Origin of the sequence: Alsobacter sp. KACC 23698, assembly GCF_045348435.1 — a bacterium.
Lineage (GTDB): Bacteria > Pseudomonadota > Alphaproteobacteria > Rhizobiales > Beijerinckiaceae > Alsobacter.
The window spans coordinates 177,068-198,173 of the sequence record NZ_CP157484.1 but is presented as its reverse complement, the minus strand read 5'-3'; the positions used below and the strand labels follow the sequence as shown (position 1 = coordinate 198,173).

The following is a 21,106-nucleotide window of genomic DNA, read 5'->3' as shown; positions in this document are numbered from 1 at the left end:
GATGGAACCATTGCGACCAGCCGAGATGGCTCCGCGGCTGTCCCTCCCCCTCTGGGGAGGGGGGACCGCCGCAGGCGGTGGGTGGGGCGGACGCCGGGCCTTTCCGCAGGAAGGCCCCACCCGTCTCGCGCTGCGCGCGATCCCCCCTCCCCTGCAGGGGAGGGACAAGGCTGCGGCTACGCCGGCGTCGGCGCGCCTTCGGCCAGGAGGCCTTCGCGCTTCAGGTCGGCCCAGAGCGCGCTCGGGACGTCGGCGGCCATGTCGGCGGCGTTGAAGCGCACCTCCTCGGGCCGCACGGCGCCGATCACCACCGAGATCACGGCCGGGTGCGCGGCCGCGAAGGCCAGCGCAGCGCTGCGCAGGCCAACGCCGTGCCGGACGCAGACGGCCTTGATGCGCCGGACGCGCTCCATGACGTCCTCGGGCGCGGGCGCATAGTTGAACTTCGCGCCCTCCACCGGCCCGGTCGCCAGGATGCCGGAATTGAACACGCCGCCGAGCAGGACGCCGACCTTCTTCTCCAGGGCGAGCGGCAGGAACTCCGTCAAGGCCGGCTGCTCCAGCAGCGAGTAGCGGCCGGCCAGCAGCACAACGTCGAAGTCGCCCTCGCGCAGGAAGCGCGACGCCACGTCGGCCTCGTTGATCCCCACCCCGATCGCCTTGGTAAAGCCGGTGCGGCGCAGCTCGTCCAGCGCCCGATAGGCGCCCTCCATGGCCTCGCCGTAGCGGCGCTCGTAATCCGCGCCGTGGGTCCAGACGTCGACGTCATGGATCAGCAGGACGTCGATGCGGTCGAAGCCGGTGCGCAGCAACGACTGCTCCACGGCCCGCATCGTCCCGTCATACGAGTAGTCGATGCGCGCCCGGTGCGGGAAGCCGCCTGCGAAGCCAGGGGCGACCACGTCGTCGCGCGGCTTCTCGACGGGCGCGAAGGGCTCCATCACGCGCCCGACCTTGGTGGAGAACACGAAGTCCTCGCGCGGGAAGCGGCGCAGCACGGCGGCGCAGCGGGCCTCGGCCAACCCGTTGCCGTAATGCGGCGAGGCGTCGAATAAAGTGACGCTCGCCTCGTAGGCGGCCTCCACGGTGGCGAGCGCGGCGGCCTCGTCGAGGCGCTCGTAAAGATCGCCCAACGGCGCGGCCCCGAAGCCCATGGCGCTGACCTTCAGCCTGGCGCCGCGGCTCGTCTCGAAAACGGTCTGCTTCATGTCGTCCCCCGTTCAGGCCTGGGCGGCGAGGTCTTTCAGCGCCGCGGCGAGGCCGCGCGTGCTGGGCGGGGCGGAAGCCAGCGGCGCCTCGCCGGCGACCAGCGGCAGGAGGCTCGTCGCGAGCTCCTTGCCCAGTTCGACGCCCCACTGGTCGAAGGCGTTGATGTCGTAGATGACGGCCTCGACGAAGACGCGATGCTCGTAGAGCGCCACGATCGCGCCCAGCGTGCGCGGGTCGAGCTTGCGATAGAGGAGCGTCGTGGACGGCCGGTCGCCCGGGAAGGCGCGGTGCGGGGCCAGGCGCGCCGCGTCCTCCGGCGCGCGGCCCACGCCGAGCAGCTGTTCGCGCGCCTGCTCGGCGGTGCGGCCGCGCATCAGGGCCTCGGACTGGGCGAGGCAGTTGGCGACCAGCATGGCGTGCTGATGGGCCAGCGCCGGCTCATGTCCCTCTGCGGCGACCATGAACTCCGCCGGGATCACGTCGGTGCCCTGGTGCAGCAGCTGGAAGAAGGCGTGCTGGCCGTTGGTGCCCGGCTCGCCCCAGACGAGTGGCCCCGTCCTGACGTCCACCGGCGATCCGTCGAGCCGGACGCTCTTGCCGTTGGACTCCATCTCCAGCTGCTGGAGATAGGCCGGCAGCCGCGTCAGCCGCTGCTCGTAGGGCAGGATGGCGCGGGCCGGGTAGCCGCAGGCGTTGCGATGCCACACTCCGACGAGGCCCAGCAGCGCCGGCAGGTTCGCCTCCAGCGGGGCGGTGCGGAAATGCTGGTCCATCTCCCGCCCGCCCTCCAGGAAGGAGCGGAAGCCGCGCTCTCCGATGGCGATCACGATCGGCAGGCCGATGCTGGACCAGAGCGAATAGCGCCCGCCGACCCAGTCCCAGAAGCCGAACATCCTGTCGGGCGAGATGCCGAAGTCCTGCACGTGCTTCAGGGCGGTCGACACGGCGGCGAAATGGGCGCCCACCGCGTCGGCGCCGAGCGCCTTCTCGACCCAGGCGCGCGCCGTGCCGGCGTTGGCCATGGTCTCGGCCGTGGTGAAGGTCTTGGACGCCACGATGAAGAGCGTCGTGGCCGGGTCGAGCGTGGAGAGCGTGTCGGCGATGTGGGCGCCGTCCACATTGGAGACGAAATGCGTCCGCGGACCGTCGTGATAGGGCGCCAAAGCGAGCGTCGCCATGACGGGACCGAGGTCTGATCCGCCGATGCCGATATTGACCACGTCCGTGAAGGGCCGTCCGCCCGAGCCGGCGATCGCGCCGGACCGGACCGCCTCGGCGAAGGCGCAGACGCGCGCGAGCTCCGCCCGCACGTCGGCCATCACGTCCCGGCCGTCGACCATCAGCGTCGCGTCGGCGCTGCGCAGAGCCACGTGGAGGACGCTGCGGTTCTCCGTCACGTTGATGCGCTGGCCCGAGAACATGGCCTCGCGCCGCGCCTCGACGCCGCAGGCCCGCGCCAGCGCCAGCAGCTTCGCACGGGGGGCGTCGGTGAGGCTCGTCTTGGAAAAGTCGAGCAGCAGCCCGGCGCCGCGCGCGCTGTAGCGCTCGAAGCGCTGCGGATCCTGGTCGAAGAGGGCCGCGATCCCGGAGGCGGCCGCCGCCTCGGTCCTGAGCTCGTCGAGAAGGGTTTTACGATCGGTCATGGTCGCGCCACCGTGTCTGGCCGGAGTGTCGCGGCGCCCCCAGCCGCGCGTCTTCGGTCGCACGGCGACCGGCTCGTGTCCAGTCAGCGGCAGGCCTGCGCGAAACGCTTCGGCGTCAGTCCGACATGGGTGCGGAAGGTATGGTGAAGTGGCTCTGGTCGAAGAACCCGACCGCCACGGCGGCTTCGGCCGGCGTCACGCCGCTCTCCAGCAGGTCCTTGGCCCGGCGCAGGCGCAGCTGGGTGACGAAGCCATGCAGCGTCATGCCCGTCTTCATCCGGAAGGTGCGCATGAAATGGTATTCGCTGAGCCCGACCTCGGCGGCGATCTCGTGAACGGTGAGCTTCTCCTGGTAGCGGGCGTTCATCAGCTCCAGCGCGCGGGTGATGTCGGCGTCGCGCGGCGGCGGCGAGCGCCATTGGCCGGCGATCTGTCCGTAGCGACGGATCAGCAACGCGAAAGCCTCCATCACGGCCGATTGCTTCTCCAGCGGATCGCGCGACAGCTCGGCGACCCGGTGGGCGGCCAGCAGGTGCGAGGCCAGGACCCTGTCCTGGATCAGCGGCTCGGCCCCGAAGCTCACCGTCCGGCCGCCGATGACGTCCTCGGCGATGTCCGACAGGGTCTCGACGTTGGGGTAGAAGGCGCAATACTCCCAGACGCGGTCCACCTCCGCGCCTTCGCCGGTGTGGACCTCGCCCGGGGCGATCACCATCACGCAGCCGGCGTGCGCGACGCCGGAATGGCCGGAGATGCGGTGCTTCTGGGCCCCGCGCAGGAACGCCGCGATCACGAATTCGTCGTGCTGGTGAGCCGGATAGCGATGGTTCGTCACCGACGCGCGAAGCAGCTCCAGGCGACCTGGAAGGCTCGCGTCGCGCCAAAGCCGAATGTCGTCGCTGCTTCGCATCGGTCCTCGCCCCGGACCCACCCTAAAGCGTGGCTCACGCTGGCCCAAGCCGCAGGATTTTACAATATCGGCTCGCGCCGCCGGGGCTAGCGGAACGACACATGGCGAACCGATGATTTTCAGCGGATTGGCGTTTCGACGACCTTCTCTCCCGCCGGTCCGTTCGGACCTGGCCCAGTTCTCCGGGCTCGCGTTCGATCTGGCATTGATTGATCACCAATCCATTTTTCCGTCCCGTCTCCTGGAAGCCGTCCTGGTTCAGATGGACGAGGATCTTTTGGCTTTCCAGGAGCGGGACCCTGCCTCGCGGGGCAAGCCCCGGGCGTGCCTCTTGTCCCGGCATTCCACTTTCTTCGCCGTCGCCTGCCACAGGCTGGCGCATGCGCTGATCGCATCGGCGCCGGACGACGACGACGCGGTCGTGGCGGCCATGCGGTTGAGCTTCAGCGCCCGCACCCACACGGGCGTGGAGATCCACCCCGAGGCTTCGATCGGCGCGCGGCTGGTGATCGACCACGGCTTCGGGACGGTGATCGGCCAGACCGTCGAGATCGGGGACGACTGCTACATCCTGAACGGCGTGACGCTCGGCGGCCGCATGATCGGCGACGCGCGAAACGGCAAGCGCCACCCCACGATCGGACACCGGGTGCAGATCGCCGGCCACGCCAAGGTGCTCGGCCCGGTCCGCATCGGCGACGATTGCGTCATCGGCCCCGACGCCACGGTGACGCGCGATCTTCCGGCCAGGACGCAGGTGCTGGTGCGCCGCGACCAGGCGCTCGAGTTCGACCGCCCGGGGGCGAGGCCCCATCTCGGGCCGCTCGGCCTGGGCGGAGACGGAGTGAAACCCCTCCGCGAGGCTCGCGCATGACCTCCTCCAGCACAGCCCAGAGCATGACCGCGGACGCCATGGCGGCGACCCCCACCATTCGGGCCCGGCCCAATCTGTTCGCCAAGCTCGAACTCTTCAACCCGGGCGGCAGCCACAAGATGCGCGCGGCCCGGCGCGTGGTGGCCCGCGCCATCCAGAGCGGCGACCTGACGCCGCACGGCCCGCGCCGCATCATCGAAAAGAGCGGGGGAAATTTCGGCGTGGGTCTCGCCTATGAGGCGTCCCGGCACGGGATCGGGGTCGACCTCGTCATCGGGCTGAGCTTCTCGCCGCTCAAGCGCGCGCTTTGCCAGGAATATGGCGCGAGGCTGATCGGAGTGGACCTGATGCGCCAGGGGCTGCAGCCCAAGGAGGTCATCACCAAGTTCCTGGCCGATGAGCCGGACCTCTACTACTTCACCGACCAGTTCTCGAACCCCGGGAACATCGAGGCCCACCTGCAGGAGACCGGACCGGAGCTGGCCGCGCAGCTGCGGCCTCATCTCGACCAGTACAAGGGCTGCATCCTGGTGGTCGCCGCCGGGACCGGCGCCAGCGCCAGCGGGGTGAGCGAGGCGATGAAGGCCCGGATCCCCGGCCTTAAGGTGGTCCTCAACCAGCCGCAGGGATGCTGCTACCGCACCGGCGTCTACGCCGACCATGCCCAGAAGGGCACGGCCGTCGGCGTCGCGCCGCCCTTCCTCGACCTGAACGCCCTCGACCGGATCGAGACCGTGTCGGACGCCGACGCGAGGCTCGGGCAGAGGCTGTTCGCCGCCGATACGGGGATTTTTCCCGGCCCGTCGGCGGGCGGCAACTACGTGCTGGCGCGCCGCATCGCGGAGCGCTGCCCGGACCACCTCGTCGCAACCCTCATTTATGACGCCGGAGAAGGCTACCTCGATGCCGCAAAGGCTGCTTAGGACCAGTCACATCGCGCCGCCCCCCGCCGCGTCCGCGTTCGCCGATTTCGAGTTTCGCGGCTGGGAAGCGCTGTCCGAGGCCTATGACGACGTCTGGGGCCCGGTCACGGCGGCCTTCGCGCCGGCGCTGCTGGCCGCCGCCGGCGTTCGGCAGGGGAGCCTCGTGCTCGACCTCGCCTGCGGGCCGGGCTACGCCGCGCGGGCCGCGGAAGCGGCGGGCGCCATCGTGACGGGGCTCGACTTCTCCCCCCGCATGATCCGGCTGGCGCGGGCCGCGAGCCCCGGGATCGCCTTCGCGACGGGCGACGCGCACAGCCTGCCCTTCGCCCCCGCCAGCTTCGACGCGGTGATCTGCAATTTCGGCGCGCAGCATTTCGCCGATCCGGGCCGCGCGCTCGCCGAGATGGCGCGCGTCCTGAAGCCGGGCGGCTCCTGCGCCTTCACGGTGTGGGCGGAAAACTGCCTGAACTGCGCCGGCGACGTCCTCGATCGCGCCGTGGAGAGCTTCGCCAGCGCCGACACGGAGGTGCCGCGCGGCCCCGACTACCACCAACTGACCAACCCGGACGGCCGGACGCGCCTGCTGCGCCGGGCGGGCTTCGAACGCACGAGCATCCGCTCCTCGCTGTGCGCCGTCACGTGGAGGATGCGCTCGCCGCACGACCTGTTCGAGGCGGAGCTGCGCGGATCCGTGCGGTCGGGGGCGCGGTTGCGAGAGCAGGGCGAGTTCAGGCTGTCCTGCATCAAGGCCGCCATGGAGGCCGATATCCGCGGCCGTTTCGCGTCCGGCGAAGGCTTCAGCCTGCCGCTCGCCGCCTATGTGGCTTGCGCCCAGGCGCCCGACAGCCTCTGAGGCGGCCGCGGACCGGCTCCCATGCGGGCCGCCGCAAGGGGCGCTGCGGGCGATTTCGCGCGCCGTCGGGGCCATGGGCGTGGGCCGTCCGGAAACGGCCGCGGTTGACGGGGGACGGCCGGGCCGCTAGCCAATCCTTCAGAAACCCGCGCGCACAGGCGCAGCGGGGTCCTTTCAGCCGCGCGACGGATGGGCAGAAGGACAGATCTCTTCCATCAGTCGGCCGGATGCCCCATGCCCTTCCCCGCTACACGACCGAGCGTCGAGCGCGCCCTCGCCGAACGCGGCTACGCCGAACCCACACCCGTGCAGGACGCCGTCCTGCAGCCGGACGCCCATGAACGGGATCTGCTCGTCTCGGCCCAGACCGGGTCGGGCAAGACGGTGGCGTTCGGGCTCGCGCTCGTCTCCACGCTCCTGGGCGACGCCGACCGGTTCGGCGCGCCCGGCGAGCCGCTCGCGCTCGTCATCGCCCCCACCCGCGAACTCGCCCTGCAGGTGCAGCGCGAGCTCGAGTGGCTGTACGCCCATGCGGGCGCGCGGATCGCGTCCTGCGTCGGCGGCATGGACGTGCGGCGCGAAGCCCGGCAGCTGGCGGACGGCTGCCACGTGGTGGTCGGCACGCCGGGCCGGCTGCGCGATCACCTGGAGCGCGGGCGGCTGGACCCGTCGCGCTTCCGCGCCGTCGTCCTGGACGAGGCCGACGAGATGCTGGACCTCGGGTTCCGCGAGGACCTGGAATTCATCCTGGACGCCGCCCCGACCGAACGCCGGACGCTGCTGTTCTCGGCCACGATCGCGCGCGACATCGCCACTTTGGCCAAGCGCTTCCAGCACGACGCGCTGCGCATCGACACGGTCGACAAGAGCCAGCCGCATGGCGACATCGAGTACAAGGCCGTCCGCATCGCCCCCAACGAGGTGGAGCACGCGGTCGTCAACGTGCTGCGCTACTTCGAGGCCCCCGGCGCGCTCGTCTTCTGCCACACGCGCGAGGCGGTGCGGCGCCTGCATGGCAGCCTCGTCGAGCGGGGGTTCGCGGCGGTCGCGCTCTCGGGCGAGCTGACCCAGAACGAGCGCACCCATGCGCTGCAGGCGCTGCGGGACGGACGCGCGCGCGTCTGCGTCGCCACGGACGTGGCGGCGCGCGGCATCGACTTGCCCAACCTCGATCTGGTCATCCACGCCGACCTGCCGAAGGGCCGCGAGTCGCTGCTGCATCGCAGCGGGCGCACGGGCCGGGCCGGCCGCAAGGGCGTGTGCATCCTGATCGTGCCCTACAATCGCCGCCGGCGGACCGAGACCATGTTCGCGCAGGCCGGCATCGAAGCCGTTTGGCTGGGCCCGCCCGCCGCCGAGGACGTGCGCAAGCGCGACCAGGAACGCCTGATCCAGAACCCGATCTTCACCGAGGAGAACTCGGAGGAGGATCTGGAGACCGCCCGCCTCATCATGGCGCAGCACTCGCCCGAGGAGATCGCCTCGGCCTTCGTGCGGTCCTTCCGCACGCGCCTGCCGGAGCCTGAAGAACTCTACGACGCGGGGCCTTCCCGCGACACTGGACCCTCCCGCGACTCGGGGCCGGCGCGCGAGGCGCCGCGCGACCGGGACCGCGATGCGCGCGAGCGGCCGCCGCGCGAGCCCCGCACCACCTACCACCCGCTGGGCGAGGACGCCGGCGACGGCGAGATGGTGTGGTTCCGGATGAGCGTGGGGCGGCGCAACAACGCCGATCCGCGCTGGCTGCTGCCCATCATCTGCCGGCGCGGCCACGTGACCAAGAAGGAGGTCGGGGCGATCCGGATCTTCGACCGCGACACCAAGTTCCAGGTCGCCGAGCACGCCGCCGGGCGCTTCGCCGAGGCGGTCGGCAAGGGCGGCAAGGGCGAGGACATCCGCATCGAGCGTTCGGAGGCGCCGAGCGCCGGCCCGCGCGATGCGGCGCGCCCGCGTTTCGCCGAGCGGGGCCCGGCCCCGGAGCGCGCCGAATCCGAGGCTCCCCGGCCGCCGCGGAGCAAGGAGCGGTTCACCCCGGCGCCGGACAGGGCCGCCGAGAGGCCGCCGTCCGACAGGCCGGCCCCGCGCGGCGACCGCCCCTTCGGCGAGCGCCCGTCGGGCAAGGCGGGCAAGCCGGAGAGGTTCGCCCCCAAGGGCGGCAAGCCGGAGCGGCCCGACAAGCGCAAGCCCGCCGAAGGCCCGAAGCGGCAGCACAAGCCCAACAAGCGCAAGGGCTGATCCGGCGCGCGGAGTGTTGCCGCGCTGCAGCCGCCCGCGGCCGCCTTGGGCGGGAACGCCGCCGGGCGCCGTTAAACATGGAAAAGCGACAGAGAATCAGCTTTTGACTCGACCATGACGGCGAGCGCGCCGCATCGCGGGCGGCGCCATGGCGCCACAAGGCGACGGCGCCGCGTTCAGGTGCGAGGAGACGGGCGTTGCGGACGATCACGCTTGTGACCCAGAAAGGCGGCACGGGCAAAACGACGATCGCCGCGTCGCTGGCGGTGGCCGCGGCCGCCGCGGGCGAAAGCGTCGTGGCGCTGGACCTCGACGCCCAGCGCTCGCTCGCCGGATGGGGCGAAGCCCGCAGCGAAGCCACGGTGGCGGTGGACCAGGTGGGGGCGGAATTCCTGCCGCGCCTCCCGCAGGTGCTGGAGGCGCTGAAAGGCCGCGGCTTCACCGTGGCGATCCTGGACACGGCCGGCGTCGGCAGCACCGGCGGCAACCTCGCCATGAAGGCCGCCACGCTCTGCCTCGTGCCGGCCCGCCCGTCTCGCCTCGACCTGCAGGCGACGCTGCCGACGCTGGAATCGCTCGTGCGGCTCGGCATGCGCGACAGGTTCGCCTTCGTGCTCAACCAGTGCCCGACGGGCCGCGGCACGCGATCCTCGGAAGCGGCGCGCGGCCTGGCGGAGTTCGGCGTGCTGGCCGACCCGCCGCTCGGGCTGCGGGCGGATCACCAGGACGCCATGGCGACAGGCCAGGGCGTCACCGAATACGCCGGCAAGGGCAAGGCGGCCGACGAGATCCGCATGCTCTGGGCCTGGGTGGACCACAAGATGAAGGCGAAACCCGCCAGAAAGAGCGTGCGCGCGTGAGCAAGCGTCCCTCCGTCCTGGGCGACCTCAAGCTGGAGGGCTCGCCCAAGCCCCGCTCCCCGGCCAAAGCCTCCCCTGGCGAGGCCGGCCGCAAGCCGCGGCCCGACGTGATCCACACGAGCATCTATCTGCCGAAGCCGGTCTATCTGAAGCTGCGGGAGATCGCCTACACGACGGACCAGAAGATCCATGACGTGATCATGGAAGGCGTCGACGCCGCGCTGAAGCAGTACGGCCACCCGTCGGTGGCCGAGCTGAAGGCGAAGAAGGCGCCCTAGCGCTGCGGCGCCACGACGATACGGCGCCGCAAGACTGCGGCGCCACGGCGCCGGTCAGCCGGCTTCGACCCACCACCCCACCGACCAGGGGCCAAGGGCGTCGACGGAGACCTCCCCCTCTGTCCAGATCGGCTCGCACAAAGGCGCGCCGAGCGCCGCCACCCGAGCGTCGCTGAGATTGGCGAGCAGCGTCAGGCCGCCCCCGCCCTGGAAGTCCCAGCGCACCGACAGGGCGGCGGCGCCCAGCCGCCGCGCCGTCCCGCCGCGCCGGATGGTCGCCAGGCGGGGGACGACGGCGCTGCGCCTGACGGCGAGGATGCGGGCGTACCAGTCGCGCCAGGCCGCATGGGCGGGCTCGCGCAGCGCGTCCCAGTCGAGCTTGGCGGAAAGGAACGTGGCCTCCGCGGTGGGGTCGGGGATCCGCTCGCGCGCGGCCTCGTCCTGGAACTCCGGGAAGCGCGCGAACTCCGCGCGCCGGCCTGTGCGGACCGCTTCGGCCAGTTCGGGACCGAACTCGCAGAAGAACGGGAAGGGGCTCTCGGACGCCCACTCCTCGCCCATGAACAGCATCGGGATCTGCGGCGACAGCAGGCTCACGGCGGCGGCCGCCCGGACCGCCTCGGCGCGCGCCGACGCCGTGATCCGGTCGCCGAAGGCGCGGTTGCCGACCTGGTCGTGGTTCTGGATGAAGCTGACGAAGGCGGTCGGGGGCAGTTGCGCCGTGGAGCCGCCGCGCGCCGACCCCCGATAGGGCATGACCTCGCCCTGGAAGGCGAACCCCTCCGCGATCGCCCTGGCCAGGCGGGCGGCGTCGCCCGCGTAGTCGGCGTAGTAGCCGGCCGCCTCCCCCGTCACCGCCGTATGCAGCACGTGATGGACGTCGTCGTTCCACTGGGCGGTGTAGAGGAGGGGCCGCTCGTCTTCGCCGCGCAGGAGCAGCTCGGGCTCGTTCTCCTCGTTCTCCAGGATGAGGTGGACCGAGCGCCCCCGGGTCTCGGCGTGCACGCGCTCGGCCAGCTCGCGCAAGAGATGGTTGCCGCTGTCGTCCATGATGGCGTGGACCGCGTCGAGCCGCAGGCCGTCGAACCTGTATTCCTGCAGCCAGTAGAGCGCGTTCTCGATGACGAGATCGCGAACGGGGCGGCTCTGGGGTCCGTCGAAATCGACGCCGCCGCCCCAGGGCGTCCTGTGTCGGTCGGTGAAAACGGGCGCGTAGAGGGGCAGGTAGTTCCCGTCCGGCCCGAAGTGATTGTAGACGACGTCCAGGAAGACCATCAGGCCGCGCCCATGGGCGTCGTCGATGAGGGCCTTCAGGTCTTCAGGGCGGCCATAGGCGCTGTCGGGGGCGAAGGGGAGCACTCCGTCATAGCCCCAGTTCCGCCGGCCGGGAAAGTCGGCGATCGGCATGAGCTGAATGGCGGTCACGCCCAGGCTCGCGAGGTGGTCGAGCTTGCCGCGGACGGCCTGGAACGTGCCCTCCGGCGTGAAGGCGCCGACATGCAGCTCGTAGATGACGCATTCCTCCCAGGGCCGGCCTTTCCAGTCCGGATGGGCCCACGCGAAGCGCCGCGGGTCGATCACCTCGCTGCGGCCGTGCACGTCGTCGGGCTGGAAGCGGGAGACGGGATCCGGGACCTCGCGCCCGTCGGGCAGGCGGTAGGCGTAGCGCAGTCCGGCCCCGGCGCCAGGAACGGTCGCCTCGCGCCAACCGTCAGCTCCGGTGGCCATCGGCACGGGAGCGCTCCCCTTGATGACGAGATCCACGCTCTCCACTTTCGGCGCCCAGAAGCGGAAGGTCACGCCGGCGTCGTGGCAGGCCGCCCCGAAGGGCAGGTCGCGCGCGAACACGCCAGGTCGTCCATGGTCATGATCGCGTCGCGCTGAGGCTGGATGATCCATGGATGTCCCCCTAAGCCGCCATAATGCGATCCGCTCGCCACAGTTCCGCCCGCTTCCTGCACGGACCGGCGCCACCCCAAGGCGAAATTGTCGCATCGGATCGAAGCGGGACGGCGAAAAAGCGCACCACCCTTGAAAATGTTGCAATGCACAATCATCTCGAATCCGCTAGGGTGACGTCCACAGCAATGGAGAGACACGTGCCTGCCAAGGCCATGACCCGCGACCTGAAGCCGCTGCGCGTCCGCAAGGAGCCGCCGACGCTGGAAGAGGCCGTCTTCGCCGCCCAGGGGCTGACCGACGACGTCGACCAGCAGACCGACATCGTGGCCGGCCTGATGGACCTGACGCCCGACGAGGTGCGCCCGCGCGTCGCGAAGGAGGTCGCGGCGTCGCAGAACCGCTCGACGACCACGGTCGAGACCCGCGCCCGGACGACCCGCACCGTCGTGGTCGAGAAGGCCCGGCGCTTCCGGGTGTCGATCCCCCCGGGCACGACCGTCGACCTGACGCGCCGCGCTCCCGCGCGCTAAGCGTCCCCGGCGATCCCGCTGTCCAGCAGCCGCTGGACGGCCTTCTCGATCCTCGACCTGTCGGCCGGCGTCACAGGGCTGACGCCATGCATGTCGAGGCTGCCGAGGGCTTCCACCGCCAGCCATGCGATCATGGCGGCGTCCGGGTCCTCGGAGGTGTTCTTGATCTCGCGCCAGTCCTGCGCGATGAGACGCCGGACCGGATCCAGCAGCGACGGGTTTTCGGCCAGGGCCGCCATCAGGCCGCTGGACACGTCCTTCGTGCCCGCCCTCATGCGCAATGACACTGCGGCCGAAAGACGCGCCTCGATGTTGCGACGGCCCTGCATCTCGGGCCGCAGACGCTCCTTCTCGGCGCGGGAGTCGTCGATCATCCGCTCGATCATGCCGGCCAGCAGCGCGTCCTTGCTGGGGAAATTGTAGAGGAGCCCGCCCTTGCTGAGGCCGGCCCTTTGCGCGACGGCGTCCAGAGTGAGCTTGCCCGCGCCGATCTCGGCGACGATCTCGGCCGCCGCGTCCAGGATGCGGCCACGGGACTTGGCGCGCCCCCGACGCGTCTCGCTCATCGGCCCGCCCTGCATCGTTGCGCCCGCCGTCCTGGCCGATGGCCCTTGAACTGTACCGTCCGGTCGGTTTATATGCGGCGGCTGGCCGCCAATCAAGCGCCTCATCGCGACTGTACGGTCGGCCCTCACGCGCAAATCGGCGTAGACCGATCATCAGAAACGGACCACCCATGAAGCGGCGCCTCGTCGTGACCCTCGTCTTCCTGCTGGCCGTCGGCCTGTGCGGGGCGTTGGTCTGGTTCAATTTCTTCCGCGACAAGATGATCGCGAACTTCTTCGCCACGATGCAGCGGCCGGCCCAGACCGTGTCCGCCACGCAGGCGCGCGCCATCACCTGGACGCCCGGCATCTCGGCCATCGGCACGGCCCGCGCCGAGAAGGGCGTCGAGCTCGCGGTGGAGATCGGCGGCGTCGTGCGGGAGATCCGCTTCAAGGCCAACCAGCGCCTCAATCAGGGCGACGTCGTGGTCCAGCTCGACGACTCCATCGAGCGCGCCGACCTCGTCGACGCGCAGGCGGCCGTGAAGCTGAGCGAGGCGAACCTGGAGCGTTCGACCACATTGCGGCAGCGCGGCTTCGACACCCAGGCGGCCTTCGACCAGGTGATCGCCCAATTGGCCACCGCCCGTTCGCGCCTCCAGCGCATCCAGGCGGTGATCGACCAGAAGGCCCTCAAGGCGCCGTTCGCCGGCACGATCGGCATCCCGCGCATCAATCCGGGCCAGTATCTCCAGCCCGGGACCGTGGTGGCGACCTACCAGAACCTGCAGTCGATGAAGGTGGACTTCACCGTCCCGGAGCAGATGATCTCCAGGGTGAAGGCCGGCCAGCCCATCCGCACCGGCGTCAGCGACGACCAACTCACCCATGTGGGCAAGATCACCGGCATCGACCCGCGCGTGGACCCGCAGACCCGCCTCGTGTCGGTGCAGGCCGTCGTCGACGACAACCGCGACGAGGCGATCGTGCCCGGCCAGTTCCTGCGGGTGCGCGTGGAGTTGCCGCCGGAGCCGAACATCGTCACGGTTCCGCAGACCGCCGTGATCGCCAGCCTCTATGGCGATTACGTCTTCGCCCTGGAGGAGGAGAAGCAGGGCGAGAAGACCAGGCTCGTGGTCAAGCAGGTCTTCGTCAAGGTCGGCCGCCGCGAGGGCGGGATCTCGGAGATCACATCGGGCGTTCAGGCGGGGCAGACGGTGGTTGCGTCGGGCCAGAACAAGCTGACGCCCGGCGCTGCGGTGAAGATCGACAACAGCATCGACGTCACCAAGATCGCGGCCGGGCAGGCGCCGGGCCGGAGTCCGGACGGCAAGACCGCGGACGGACAGTGAGGACCCGGCGCATGAGTTTCACCGAGCTCTTCATCCGACGTCCCGTCCTGGCCATGGTGGTCAGCCTCATGATCCTGCTGCTGGGAGCCCAGGGGCTGATCAGCCTGCAGGTGCGCCAGTATCCCAAGATCGACGAGACCACGGTCACCATCACGACCGTCTATACGGGCGCCAGCGCCGACCTGATGCAGGGCTTCATCTCGACGCCCATCGCCAAGGCGGTGTCGAGCGCCGAGGGCGTCGATTATGTGACGTCGCAGAGCCGGCTCGGCCTGAGCACGGTGTCGGTGCGCATGCGCCTGAACACGGACCCCAACGCGGCCCTCACCGAAGTCACCGCCAAGGTGCAGCAGGTGCGCGCTCAGCTTCCGAAGGACGCCGAGGACCCGGTGGTGGTCAAGGGCACCGGCCAGACCTTCGCGCTGATGTACCTCACCTTCGCCAGCTCCGAGATGACCCCGGAGCAGGTTTCCGAGTTCCTGACGCGCGTGGTGCAGCCGCGCTTCGCCACCCTGGAGGGCGTCGGATCGGCCGACATCCTGGGCGGCCGCGACTTCTCGATGCGGATCTGGATCGATCCGGTGAAGCTCGCGTCGCGCAACGCGACGGCGAGCGACATCGTGGCGGCGGTGAGGGCCAGCAACTTCCTGGCCGCGCCCGGCAAGACCCAGAACGAGTATGTCGCCTACGCGATCGAGATGCAGACCACCCTGCAGACGCCGGAGACCTTCGGGGCCCTGCCGATCCGGTCCAACGGCGACAATGTCGTGCGGCTGCGGGACGTGGCCCGGGTCGAGCTCGGACCCAAGAGCACCGACACGAAGGTGAGCTTCAACGGGCAGGAAGGCACCTTCATCGGCATCACGCCGACGCCCGCCGCCAACCCGCTCTCCGTCGCCAAGCAGGTCACGAAGGCCATCGACGAGATCCGGCCGACCCTGCCCAAGGGCATGACGACGGAGATCGTCTACGACGCGTCGAACTTCATCTCGGCCTCGATCGCCGAGGTGTTCAAGACCATCGGCGAGGCGGCCGCGATCGTCATCCTGGTGATCCTGCTCTTCCTGGGCTCGTTCCGGTCCGTCGTCATCCCGATCGTGACCATCCCGCTGTCGATGGTGGGGGTGTGCTTCGTCCTCTACCTGCTCGACTATTCGATCAACCTGCTGACGCTGCTCGCCATGGTCCTGGCCATCGGCCTCGTGGTCGACGACGCGATCGTGGTGGTGGAGAACATTCACCGCCACATCGAGGAGGGGCTGAAGCCGGTCGACGCCGCCATCGTGGGCATGCGGGAGATCTTCGGCCCGATCGTCTCGATGACGGTGACGCTGGCCGCCGTCTACGCGCCCATCGGCTTCACCGAGGGCCTGACCGGGACGTTGTTCCGAGAGTTCGCCTTCACGCTGGCGGGCGCGGTGGTGATCTCCGGCATCGTGGCGGTGACGCTGTCGCCCATGATGTCGTCGCGGCTGCTGAAGCCGCATGGCGGCGGCCGAGGCTTCGCCGGCTTCGTCGACCGCAGCTTCACCCGGCTCGAGAACTGGTACGGGCGCCGGCTCAGCGGCTCGCTCGACTACCGGCCCGTGACCTTCCTGATCGTGTTGGCCATGCTGGCCACGACGGCGTTCATGTTCATGCGCACGCCCTCCGAGCTCGCGCCCGAGGAGGACCAGGGCGCGTTCCTGGGCCTCGTGAACACGCCCAAATACGCCACGTCCGACTACACGCAGCTCTTCGCCTCCGCGTTCATGAAGCCGCCGAAGGACAAGATCCCGGAGATCGACGACACCTTCATGATCGCCGGCACGGACGGCGGCGGCACGGCCTTCATCGGCTTCAAGCTGAAGGAATGGAGCCTGCGGCACAGGAAGGCGGCGGCGATCAAGCAGGACATCCAGTCCATGCTGGACTCCAACGCCGGCCTGCAGGCCTTCATCTTCTCGCCCCCGGCCCTGCCGGGCGCCAGCAGCGGCCTGCCGATCCAGTACGCGCTGCGCACCATCGGCGACCCGTCGCAGGTCTATGAGGTGGCCGAGCAGGTCCGCCTCAAGGCGGTCCAGTCCGGCAAGTTCATCGTCGTCCAGAACTCGATGTCGTTCGAAACGCCGCGGGCCCGCATCACGGTGGACCGCGACCGCGCGGCCGCGCTCGGCGTGCCTGTCAGCGAGATCGGGGCCACGCTGGGCGCGCTGGTGGGCGGCGGCACGATCTCCAAGTTCGACCGCGACAACCGCAGCTACGACGTCGTGAGCCAGGTGGCGCAGGAGGACCGTCTCAACCCCGAGCGGCTGGGCCAGTATTACGTCCGCGCCTCGAACGGAACGATGGTTCCGATCTCCGCGCTGGTGAAGATCGAGACCAGCGCCGCTCCCGCCGCCATCGAGCAGTTCAACCAGCTCAACTCCGCCACCCTCTCGGCGCTGCCTTTGCCGGGCGTGACGACGAGCGAGGGTCTGAAGACGCTGCGCTCCATCGCCGCGCAGGTGATGCCGCAGGGCTTCTACGAAGACTTCGCCGGCCAGTCGCGGCTGGAGGTGCAGGAGGGCAGCTCCATCGGTATGGCGTTCGGGCTCGCCGTCATCGTCATCTACCTGGTGCTTGCGGCGCAGTTCGAGAGCTTCCGCGACCCGTTCATCATTATGATGTCCGTGCCGCTCTCGATGTTCGGAGCGGTCGCGTTCCTCAATCTGGGGCTGGCGACGCTCAACATCTACACGGAGGTGGGCCTCATCACGCTGGTGGGCCTCATCACCAAGCACGGCATTCTGATGGTGGAGTTCGCCAACGATCTCCAGGTGAAGAAGAACGTCGACAGGCGCGAGGCCATCCAGGAGGCGGCGCGGGTGCGGCTGAGGCCGATTCTGATGACCACCGCCGCCATGGTGCTGGGCGTCGCGCCGCTTCTCACCGCCAGCGGGGCCGGAGCGGCCGCGCGCTTCTCGATGGGGCTGGTCATCGCCTCCGGCATGTCCATCGGCACGATCTTCACGCTGTTCGTGGTGCCGATGTTCTACACGCTCATCGCCCGGGACAAGAGGACGCCCGCCGAAGCCGCCAAGCCCACCGCCGTGCGCCGTCCGGCCCTGGCGGCCGAGTGAGGCGCCGGCGGCTCAGCGGCCGCCCGCGCGGCGCCCCGGCGCCTCGTCCGGCAGGGTGACGCGGAACAGGGCGCCGGCCGCGCTCGGCACGAGCTCGACCGAACCCTCATGGGCGGCGGCCAGCTCCGCCGCGATGGCCAGGCCGAGGCCCGTGCCTCCGGGCCTGCCCGAGCCCGAAAAGGCCGTGAACAGATGCTCGCGGGCCTTGGCCGGCACGCCGGGGCCGTTGTCGGAGACGTCGATCTCGACGCGGCCGGGCTCTCGCCGGGCGGTGACGACGATCCTGGCTCCCGCCTGCCCCTGGACGGCCTGGAGCGCGTTGCGGCACAGATTGAGCAGGATGCGCGAGAGCTGCTCCGGGTCCGCCGAGACGATGAGGCCGCCCGGCACCGCGTTCTCGAACTCGGCGCCCTCGGCGTCCTCCCACAGCCCGAGCAGGTCGCGGGTCTCGTCCACCAGGGAAGACAGCCTGACCGGCTGCAGCGCCGGCCGGCGCTCGACCGCCTTGCCGTAGGCCAGGGTCGACTGGCAAAACCCGATCGCCCGGTCCAGCGCGCCTATGAGGCGCGGCGCGAGGCGCTGGGCGGTCGGATCGCTGAGGGCGCCCAGCCGGTCGGAGAACAGCTGCGCGGACGCCAGGAGGTTGCGCAGGTCGTGGTTGATCTTGCTGACGGCGAGGCCCAGCGCGGCGAGATGCTTCTTGTGGCGCAGCTCGTCGGCGAGGCTCGTCTGCATCTTGGCCAGCGCCTTCTCGGCCAGGCCGATCTCGTCCGAGCGGCCCGAGGGCTGGATTGCCCGCCCGGCGTTTTCAGGATCCTGCTGGAAGGCCACGATGTTGGAGGTGAGCCGCCGGACCGGCCGCACGATCATGCGCAGGAGGGCGGCGTAGACGAGCAGCGCGGTGATGCCGGAGATGATCAGCGACACCACCAGGATGTTGGCGGAGAAGCCGACCATGGCGGCGCGCAGGGGCGCCTCGTCGAGCACGATCTCGACGAACTCCACCGCCCCCATGCCGCCGCCGACGACGCGGATGTAGCGGGGCTCGCTCGCCAGCAGCGTGGCGAGGCTGTCGCGGATCATCGTCCAGAACGACATCTCGCGCAGGTCGACGTTGAGCGCCACCGTGGGGGGCATGTCCGAGGCGGCCAGAAGGCGCCGCGCTCCGCCCGACCGGACGGCCACGTTCACGGCGCCGACCTGTTTCAGCAGGCTCATGCTGAGCGGCTGCGGCACCGCGCCCGCTGGCGCGGCGTCGAGCACGAGCGCGGCGATCTGGGCGGCGCCGATGCGGTCGTTCAGCCAGTTGCGCCGGAAATTCGCGATGGAGGGCACATAGATCAGCACCTCCGCCAGCATCACGAACAGGCCGGTGAGCACGAGCAGGCGGGCGGACAGCCCAGGCCGACCGGGCAGCCAGCCGGCGCGCGGACCTTCGTCGGGGCCGGGCGGCGGCCGGATGTCGGGCTGGCCGCTCCCCGGGCTGGTCATGGCCGACCCGTCGGCTCAGCCGAAAAGGCGCAGGAACGCCAGGATACGGCGCAGGCCGCGGCCCGCCGCCAGGGGCGTATAGAAGGACAGGGCCGCCTGCCGGGAGGCTTCCGCATAGGTCGGATGCGGGAAGGCGAGGTCGCGGAACTCGGCAACGTTCAGGCCCTTCTTCACCGCCAGCGTCCAGGTCGCGATCTGCTCAGCCGCCCCGGCGCCGATGATCGCCGCCCCCAGGATCACGCCCGACCCGGTCGTGATGACTTTGATCTCGCCGGTGGTCAAGCGCTCCGCCCGGGCGCGGTCATTCTGTGAATACGGCCAACGGAGCACCCGGATCGCTTTGTGGCGCATCCGCGCTTCGCTTTCCGACAGCCCCACGCAGGCCAGCTCCGGCGCCGTCGCGACGACGCTGGGGACCAGCGCGGCGTCGACCTTGGCGTTGCGCCACAGCAGCGCATTCTGGACCGCCTGCGCGGCCTGCAGGCCCGGATGGGCCGGCGAGCGGTCCGCCGAAACGCCTTGCGGGCCGCCGACGCAACCTCCGATGGCGTAGATCCGCCGGTTGGCGGTGCGCATGCGGGCGTCGACGACGACGCCGGACGCATCCGTCAGGACGCCGGCGGCCTCCAGCGCCAGCCCGTCGACGCTGGCCCGCCTCGCCCCGGCCACCATCAGGCGCGCGCCGGACAGCGTCTCGCCGCCCTCCAGCGTCACCTCGACGCCGCCCTCCCGCGGGGCGACCCGCGACACCAGGACGCTGGCGCGCACATCGACGCCGTCACGCCGCAGCGCCGTCGCCAGCTGGGCGGCGAGTTCGGCGTCGAAGCCCTCGAGCAGCGGGCCGGGCGCCGCCACCGTCACGTCCGCGCCGAGGAGACGGAAGGCCTGCGCGCATTCGAGCGCCGCGGTCCCTCCCCCAAGCACGATCAGCCGGCCGGGCGCGGCGTCCAGGTCCAGGACCGAATCCGGGTTGATTAAGGGCGTGCCCTCGAGGCCCGCGATGGCGGGAAGGGCGGGCGCGGAGCCGGCCGCCACGACGTAGCGGCGCGCCTGGATCACGGCCTCGCCGGCGCGCAGGAGGCGCGGCCCCACGAAGAAAGGCTCCGCCTCGATCACGCGCACGCCCAGGGCGGCGAGCCTGGCCGGCGAGCGGTCCGCGGCGGAGGCCTCCACGACGGCTCGGACATGCGACAGGGCGCGGGCGAGGTCGATCCGGGGCCTGGACGCCGCGACCCCGAAGGGCCCCGAACTCCGCCGCAGGTCCGCGGCCTGGGCGGCGGCCCTGAGGGCCAGCCGGGCGAGACGGCCCTCGTCCGGCGACAGGCCGGCCGGCCGGGAGGGCTCGACCAGGATCACGGAGGCGCCGAGCGCGGCGGCCAGCAACGCGGCGGAGGAGCCGGCCGGGTCGCCGCCGATCACGCACAAATCGGGCTTGAGAAGGTTTTCGATCATCCAGGCCTCAGAGGTGGGCGCGCCGCCGGACGGCGTCAGGAGACCCGCGCCCGCGCCGGAATGCAATCGCCGCGTGACGGCGCGCGCGAATGGCCGCCGGACGCGTATCGGCGAGACGCCGGGCCCCGACGAAGGCCCTCGCGCGAATGATCGCCACGGGCCTCGGCCGCGTTGACTTTCAGGCGCTCATCCGCCATAAGCCCGCGAGCTTTCGAGCGTCATCGCACATGTCGGAAGGGGATCGCTGGCGGATGGACCGCCGGTGACGCCGTTCGATACCAGACTGACAGGCCCATGGACGAGTTTCGGACGGGCCGGACCGGAGAAGACCCGTGAAACGGACCTATCAACCGAGCAAGCTGGTGCGCAAGCGCCGCCACGGCTTCCGCGCCCGCATGGCCACCAAGGGCGGAGCCAAGGTGATCGCGGCTCGCCGCGCGCGCGGCCGCAAGCGCCTTTCGGCCTGAGCGGAGAGCGCGCGGCGCGCCCGTCATGACCGACTCCTCGCGGACCCGGACCTTTCCGGGGCGACTGACGAGGCGTGCGGAATACCTGGCCGCCGCCAAAGGGCGTCGGTTTCATACGCCGAGACTGACTTTGCAGGGGATCGAGCGCACGCCCGAGATGGGCGATGCCGCCGGTCCCCGTTTCGGTCTGACCGTGAGCCGCAAGGTCGGCACCGCGACCGAACGCAACCGCGTGAAGCGTCGGCTGAGGGCCGCCCTGCGGCGCATCGCGGACCCCGACGGGGCCTTGCGGGAGACGGTGCTCGTCCCCAAACAAGGCTTCGACTATGTGGTGGTCGCGCGGCGGGACGTGCTGTCGGCCGAGTTCCCCACGCTGATCGGGGACATCGTCGACGCGATCGGCCGCCTTGAACGCCCCAGACACCGCTCCGGGTCTCGCGACCTATCCGCGGCGCCCCGCCCCCGAGAGACTCGCTGAGCC

General features: G+C 70.7%; 18 protein-coding genes. 11 read left to right on the top strand and 7 right to left on the bottom strand.

Features of this window, described 5'->3' with window-relative positions:
- Positions 1–176: 176 nt before the first annotated feature.
- From ABEG18_RS00970 to ABEG18_RS00960, 3 genes are all read right to left on the bottom strand, one after another.
- Positions 177–1,208: an aldo/keto reductase gene (locus ABEG18_RS00970; protein ID WP_406856232.1), complete on the bottom strand. Its 1,032-nt coding sequence runs from the start codon at positions 1,206–1,208 to the stop codon at positions 177–179.
- A 12-nt stretch (positions 1,209–1,220) separates the two neighbouring features.
- Positions 1,221–2,852, bottom strand: coding sequence for a glucose-6-phosphate isomerase (gene pgi, locus ABEG18_RS00965; RefSeq protein WP_406856231.1), 1,632 nt, complete (start codon positions 2,850–2,852; stop codon positions 1,221–1,223).
- A 115-nt stretch (positions 2,853–2,967) separates the two neighbouring features.
- A complete protein-coding gene (locus tag ABEG18_RS00960) occupies positions 2,968–3,687 on the bottom strand; it encodes an AraC family ligand binding domain-containing protein (RefSeq protein WP_406856230.1) in 720 nt (239 codons plus the stop codon).
- Positions 3,688–4,093: 406 nt separating this feature from the next.
- On the opposite strand from ABEG18_RS00960, the gene ABEG18_RS00955 reads away from it, so the two are divergent.
- The 6 genes from ABEG18_RS00955 to ABEG18_RS00930 all read left to right on the top strand — a co-directional run bounded on the left by ABEG18_RS00955 (position 4,094) and on the right by ABEG18_RS00930 (position 9,785).
- Positions 4,094–4,636: a serine O-acetyltransferase gene (locus ABEG18_RS00955; RefSeq protein WP_406856229.1), complete on the top strand. Its 543-nt coding sequence runs from the start codon at positions 4,094–4,096 to the stop codon at positions 4,634–4,636.
- The gene (locus ABEG18_RS00950) at positions 4,633–5,559 is read left to right on the top strand and encodes a PLP-dependent cysteine synthase family protein (RefSeq protein WP_406856228.1); all 927 of its coding nucleotides are present in this window, start codon (positions 4,633–4,635) and stop codon (positions 5,557–5,559) included. Before ABEG18_RS00955 ends, ABEG18_RS00950 begins: the two co-directional genes overlap by 4 nt.
- Positions 5,540–6,412, top strand: a complete 873-nt coding sequence (locus ABEG18_RS00945; protein WP_406856227.1) for a class I SAM-dependent methyltransferase — start codon at positions 5,540–5,542, stop codon at positions 6,410–6,412. The genes ABEG18_RS00950 and ABEG18_RS00945 overlap by 20 nt, the downstream gene beginning before the upstream one ends.
- A 234-nt stretch (positions 6,413–6,646) precedes the next feature.
- Positions 6,647–8,647: a DEAD/DEAH box helicase gene (locus ABEG18_RS00940; RefSeq protein WP_406856226.1), complete on the top strand. Its 2,001-nt coding sequence runs from the start codon at positions 6,647–6,649 to the stop codon at positions 8,645–8,647.
- Between the two features lie 197 nt (positions 8,648–8,844).
- A complete protein-coding gene (locus ABEG18_RS00935; protein WP_406856225.1) occupies positions 8,845–9,507 on the top strand; it encodes an AAA family ATPase in 663 nt (220 codons plus the stop codon).
- Positions 9,504–9,785 carry a hypothetical protein gene (locus tag ABEG18_RS00930; RefSeq protein WP_406856224.1) on the top strand — a complete coding sequence of 94 codons (282 nt, stop codon included), beginning with the start codon at positions 9,504–9,506 and terminating at the stop codon, positions 9,783–9,785. Before ABEG18_RS00935 ends, ABEG18_RS00930 begins: the two co-directional genes overlap by 4 nt.
- A 54-nt stretch (positions 9,786–9,839) precedes the next feature.
- On the opposite strand, the gene treZ is transcribed toward ABEG18_RS00930, so the two are convergent.
- Positions 9,840–11,684 carry a malto-oligosyltrehalose trehalohydrolase gene (gene treZ / locus ABEG18_RS00925; RefSeq protein WP_406856223.1) on the bottom strand — a complete coding sequence of 615 codons (1,845 nt, stop codon included), beginning with the start codon at positions 11,682–11,684 and terminating at the stop codon, positions 9,840–9,842.
- A gap of 200 nt (positions 11,685–11,884) precedes the next feature.
- Here treZ and ABEG18_RS00920 point away from each other — a divergent pair, with 200 nt between their 5' ends.
- Positions 11,885–12,217 carry a hypothetical protein gene (locus tag ABEG18_RS00920; RefSeq protein WP_406856222.1) on the top strand — a complete coding sequence of 111 codons (333 nt, stop codon included), beginning with the start codon at positions 11,885–11,887 and terminating at the stop codon, positions 12,215–12,217.
- On the opposite strand, the gene ABEG18_RS00915 is transcribed toward ABEG18_RS00920, so the two are convergent.
- Complete coding sequence (locus tag ABEG18_RS00915; RefSeq protein ID WP_406856221.1) at positions 12,214–12,783, bottom strand: TetR/AcrR family transcriptional regulator; 570 nt, start codon at positions 12,781–12,783, stop codon at positions 12,214–12,216. The two genes, ABEG18_RS00920 and ABEG18_RS00915, sit on opposite strands and share 4 nt — an antisense overlap.
- Positions 12,784–12,953: 170 nt before the next feature.
- On the opposite strand from ABEG18_RS00915, the gene ABEG18_RS00910 reads away from it, so the two are divergent.
- Both ABEG18_RS00910 and ABEG18_RS00905 read left to right on the top strand, forming a co-directional pair.
- Positions 12,954–14,114: an efflux RND transporter periplasmic adaptor subunit gene (locus ABEG18_RS00910; RefSeq protein WP_406856220.1), complete on the top strand. Its 1,161-nt coding sequence runs from the start codon at positions 12,954–12,956 to the stop codon at positions 14,112–14,114.
- Positions 14,115–14,125: 11 nt separating this feature from the next.
- Positions 14,126–17,215, top strand: coding sequence for an efflux RND transporter permease subunit (locus tag ABEG18_RS00905; RefSeq protein ID WP_406856219.1), 3,090 nt, complete (start codon positions 14,126–14,128; stop codon positions 17,213–17,215).
- 12 nt (positions 17,216–17,227) lie between these two features.
- Here the strand turns inward: ABEG18_RS00905 and ABEG18_RS00900 are convergent, their stop codons facing one another.
- Positions 17,228–18,706, bottom strand: a complete 1,479-nt coding sequence (locus ABEG18_RS00900; RefSeq protein ID WP_406856218.1) for a sensor histidine kinase — start codon at positions 18,704–18,706, stop codon at positions 17,228–17,230.
- 15 nt (positions 18,707–18,721) lie between these two features.
- A complete protein-coding gene (locus tag ABEG18_RS00895) occupies positions 18,722–20,158 on the bottom strand; it encodes an FAD-dependent oxidoreductase (RefSeq protein ID WP_406856217.1) in 1,437 nt (478 codons plus the stop codon).
- 332 nt (positions 20,159–20,490) lie between these two features.
- Here ABEG18_RS00895 and rpmH point away from each other — a divergent pair, with 332 nt between their 5' ends.
- Both rpmH and rnpA read left to right on the top strand, forming a co-directional pair.
- Entirely contained in the window at positions 20,491–20,625 is a 135-nt protein-coding gene (gene rpmH, locus ABEG18_RS00890; protein WP_106335600.1) for a 50S ribosomal protein L34, read from the top strand.
- Positions 20,626–20,650: 25 nt separating this feature from the next.
- Positions 20,651–21,103 carry a ribonuclease P protein component gene (gene rnpA, locus ABEG18_RS00885; RefSeq protein ID WP_406856216.1) on the top strand — a complete coding sequence of 151 codons (453 nt, stop codon included), beginning with the start codon at positions 20,651–20,653 and terminating at the stop codon, positions 21,101–21,103.
- Positions 21,104–21,106: the final 3 nt, after the last annotated feature.

Excerpts from the sequence above, each read along its gene's own strand:
- ABEG18_RS00970 (WP_406856232.1), bottom strand. The coding sequence starts at position 1,208 with ATGAAGCAGACCGTTTTCGAGACGAGCCGCGGCGCCAGGCTGAAGGTC.
- ABEG18_RS00915 (WP_406856221.1), bottom strand. The coding sequence starts at position 12,783 with ATGAGCGAGACGCGTCGGGGGCGCGCCAAGTCCCGTGGCCGCATCCTG.
- rnpA (WP_406856216.1), top strand. The coding sequence starts at position 20,651 with ATGACCGACTCCTCGCGGACCCGGACCTTTCCGGGGCGACTGACGAGG.
- ABEG18_RS00900 (WP_406856218.1), bottom strand. The coding sequence starts at position 18,706 with ATGACCAGCCCGGGGAGCGGCCAGCCCGACATCCGGCCGCCGCCCGGC.
- ABEG18_RS00950 (WP_406856228.1), top strand. The coding sequence starts at position 4,633 with ATGACCTCCTCCAGCACAGCCCAGAGCATGACCGCGGACGCCATGGCG.
- ABEG18_RS00945 (WP_406856227.1), top strand. The coding sequence starts at position 5,540 with ATGCCGCAAAGGCTGCTTAGGACCAGTCACATCGCGCCGCCCCCCGCC.
- ABEG18_RS00910 (WP_406856220.1), top strand. The coding sequence starts at position 12,954 with ATGAAGCGGCGCCTCGTCGTGACCCTCGTCTTCCTGCTGGCCGTCGGC.
- ABEG18_RS00940 (WP_406856226.1), top strand. The coding sequence starts at position 6,647 with ATGCCCTTCCCCGCTACACGACCGAGCGTCGAGCGCGCCCTCGCCGAA.
- ABEG18_RS00895 (WP_406856217.1), bottom strand. The coding sequence starts at position 20,158 with ATGATCGAAAACCTTCTCAAGCCCGATTTGTGCGTGATCGGCGGCGAC.
- treZ (WP_406856223.1), bottom strand. The coding sequence starts at position 11,684 with ATGGATCATCCAGCCTCAGCGCGACGCGATCATGACCATGGACGACCT.
- ABEG18_RS00905 (WP_406856219.1), top strand. The coding sequence starts at position 14,126 with ATGAGTTTCACCGAGCTCTTCATCCGACGTCCCGTCCTGGCCATGGTG.
- pgi (WP_406856231.1), bottom strand. The coding sequence starts at position 2,852 with ATGACCGATCGTAAAACCCTTCTCGACGAGCTCAGGACCGAGGCGGCG.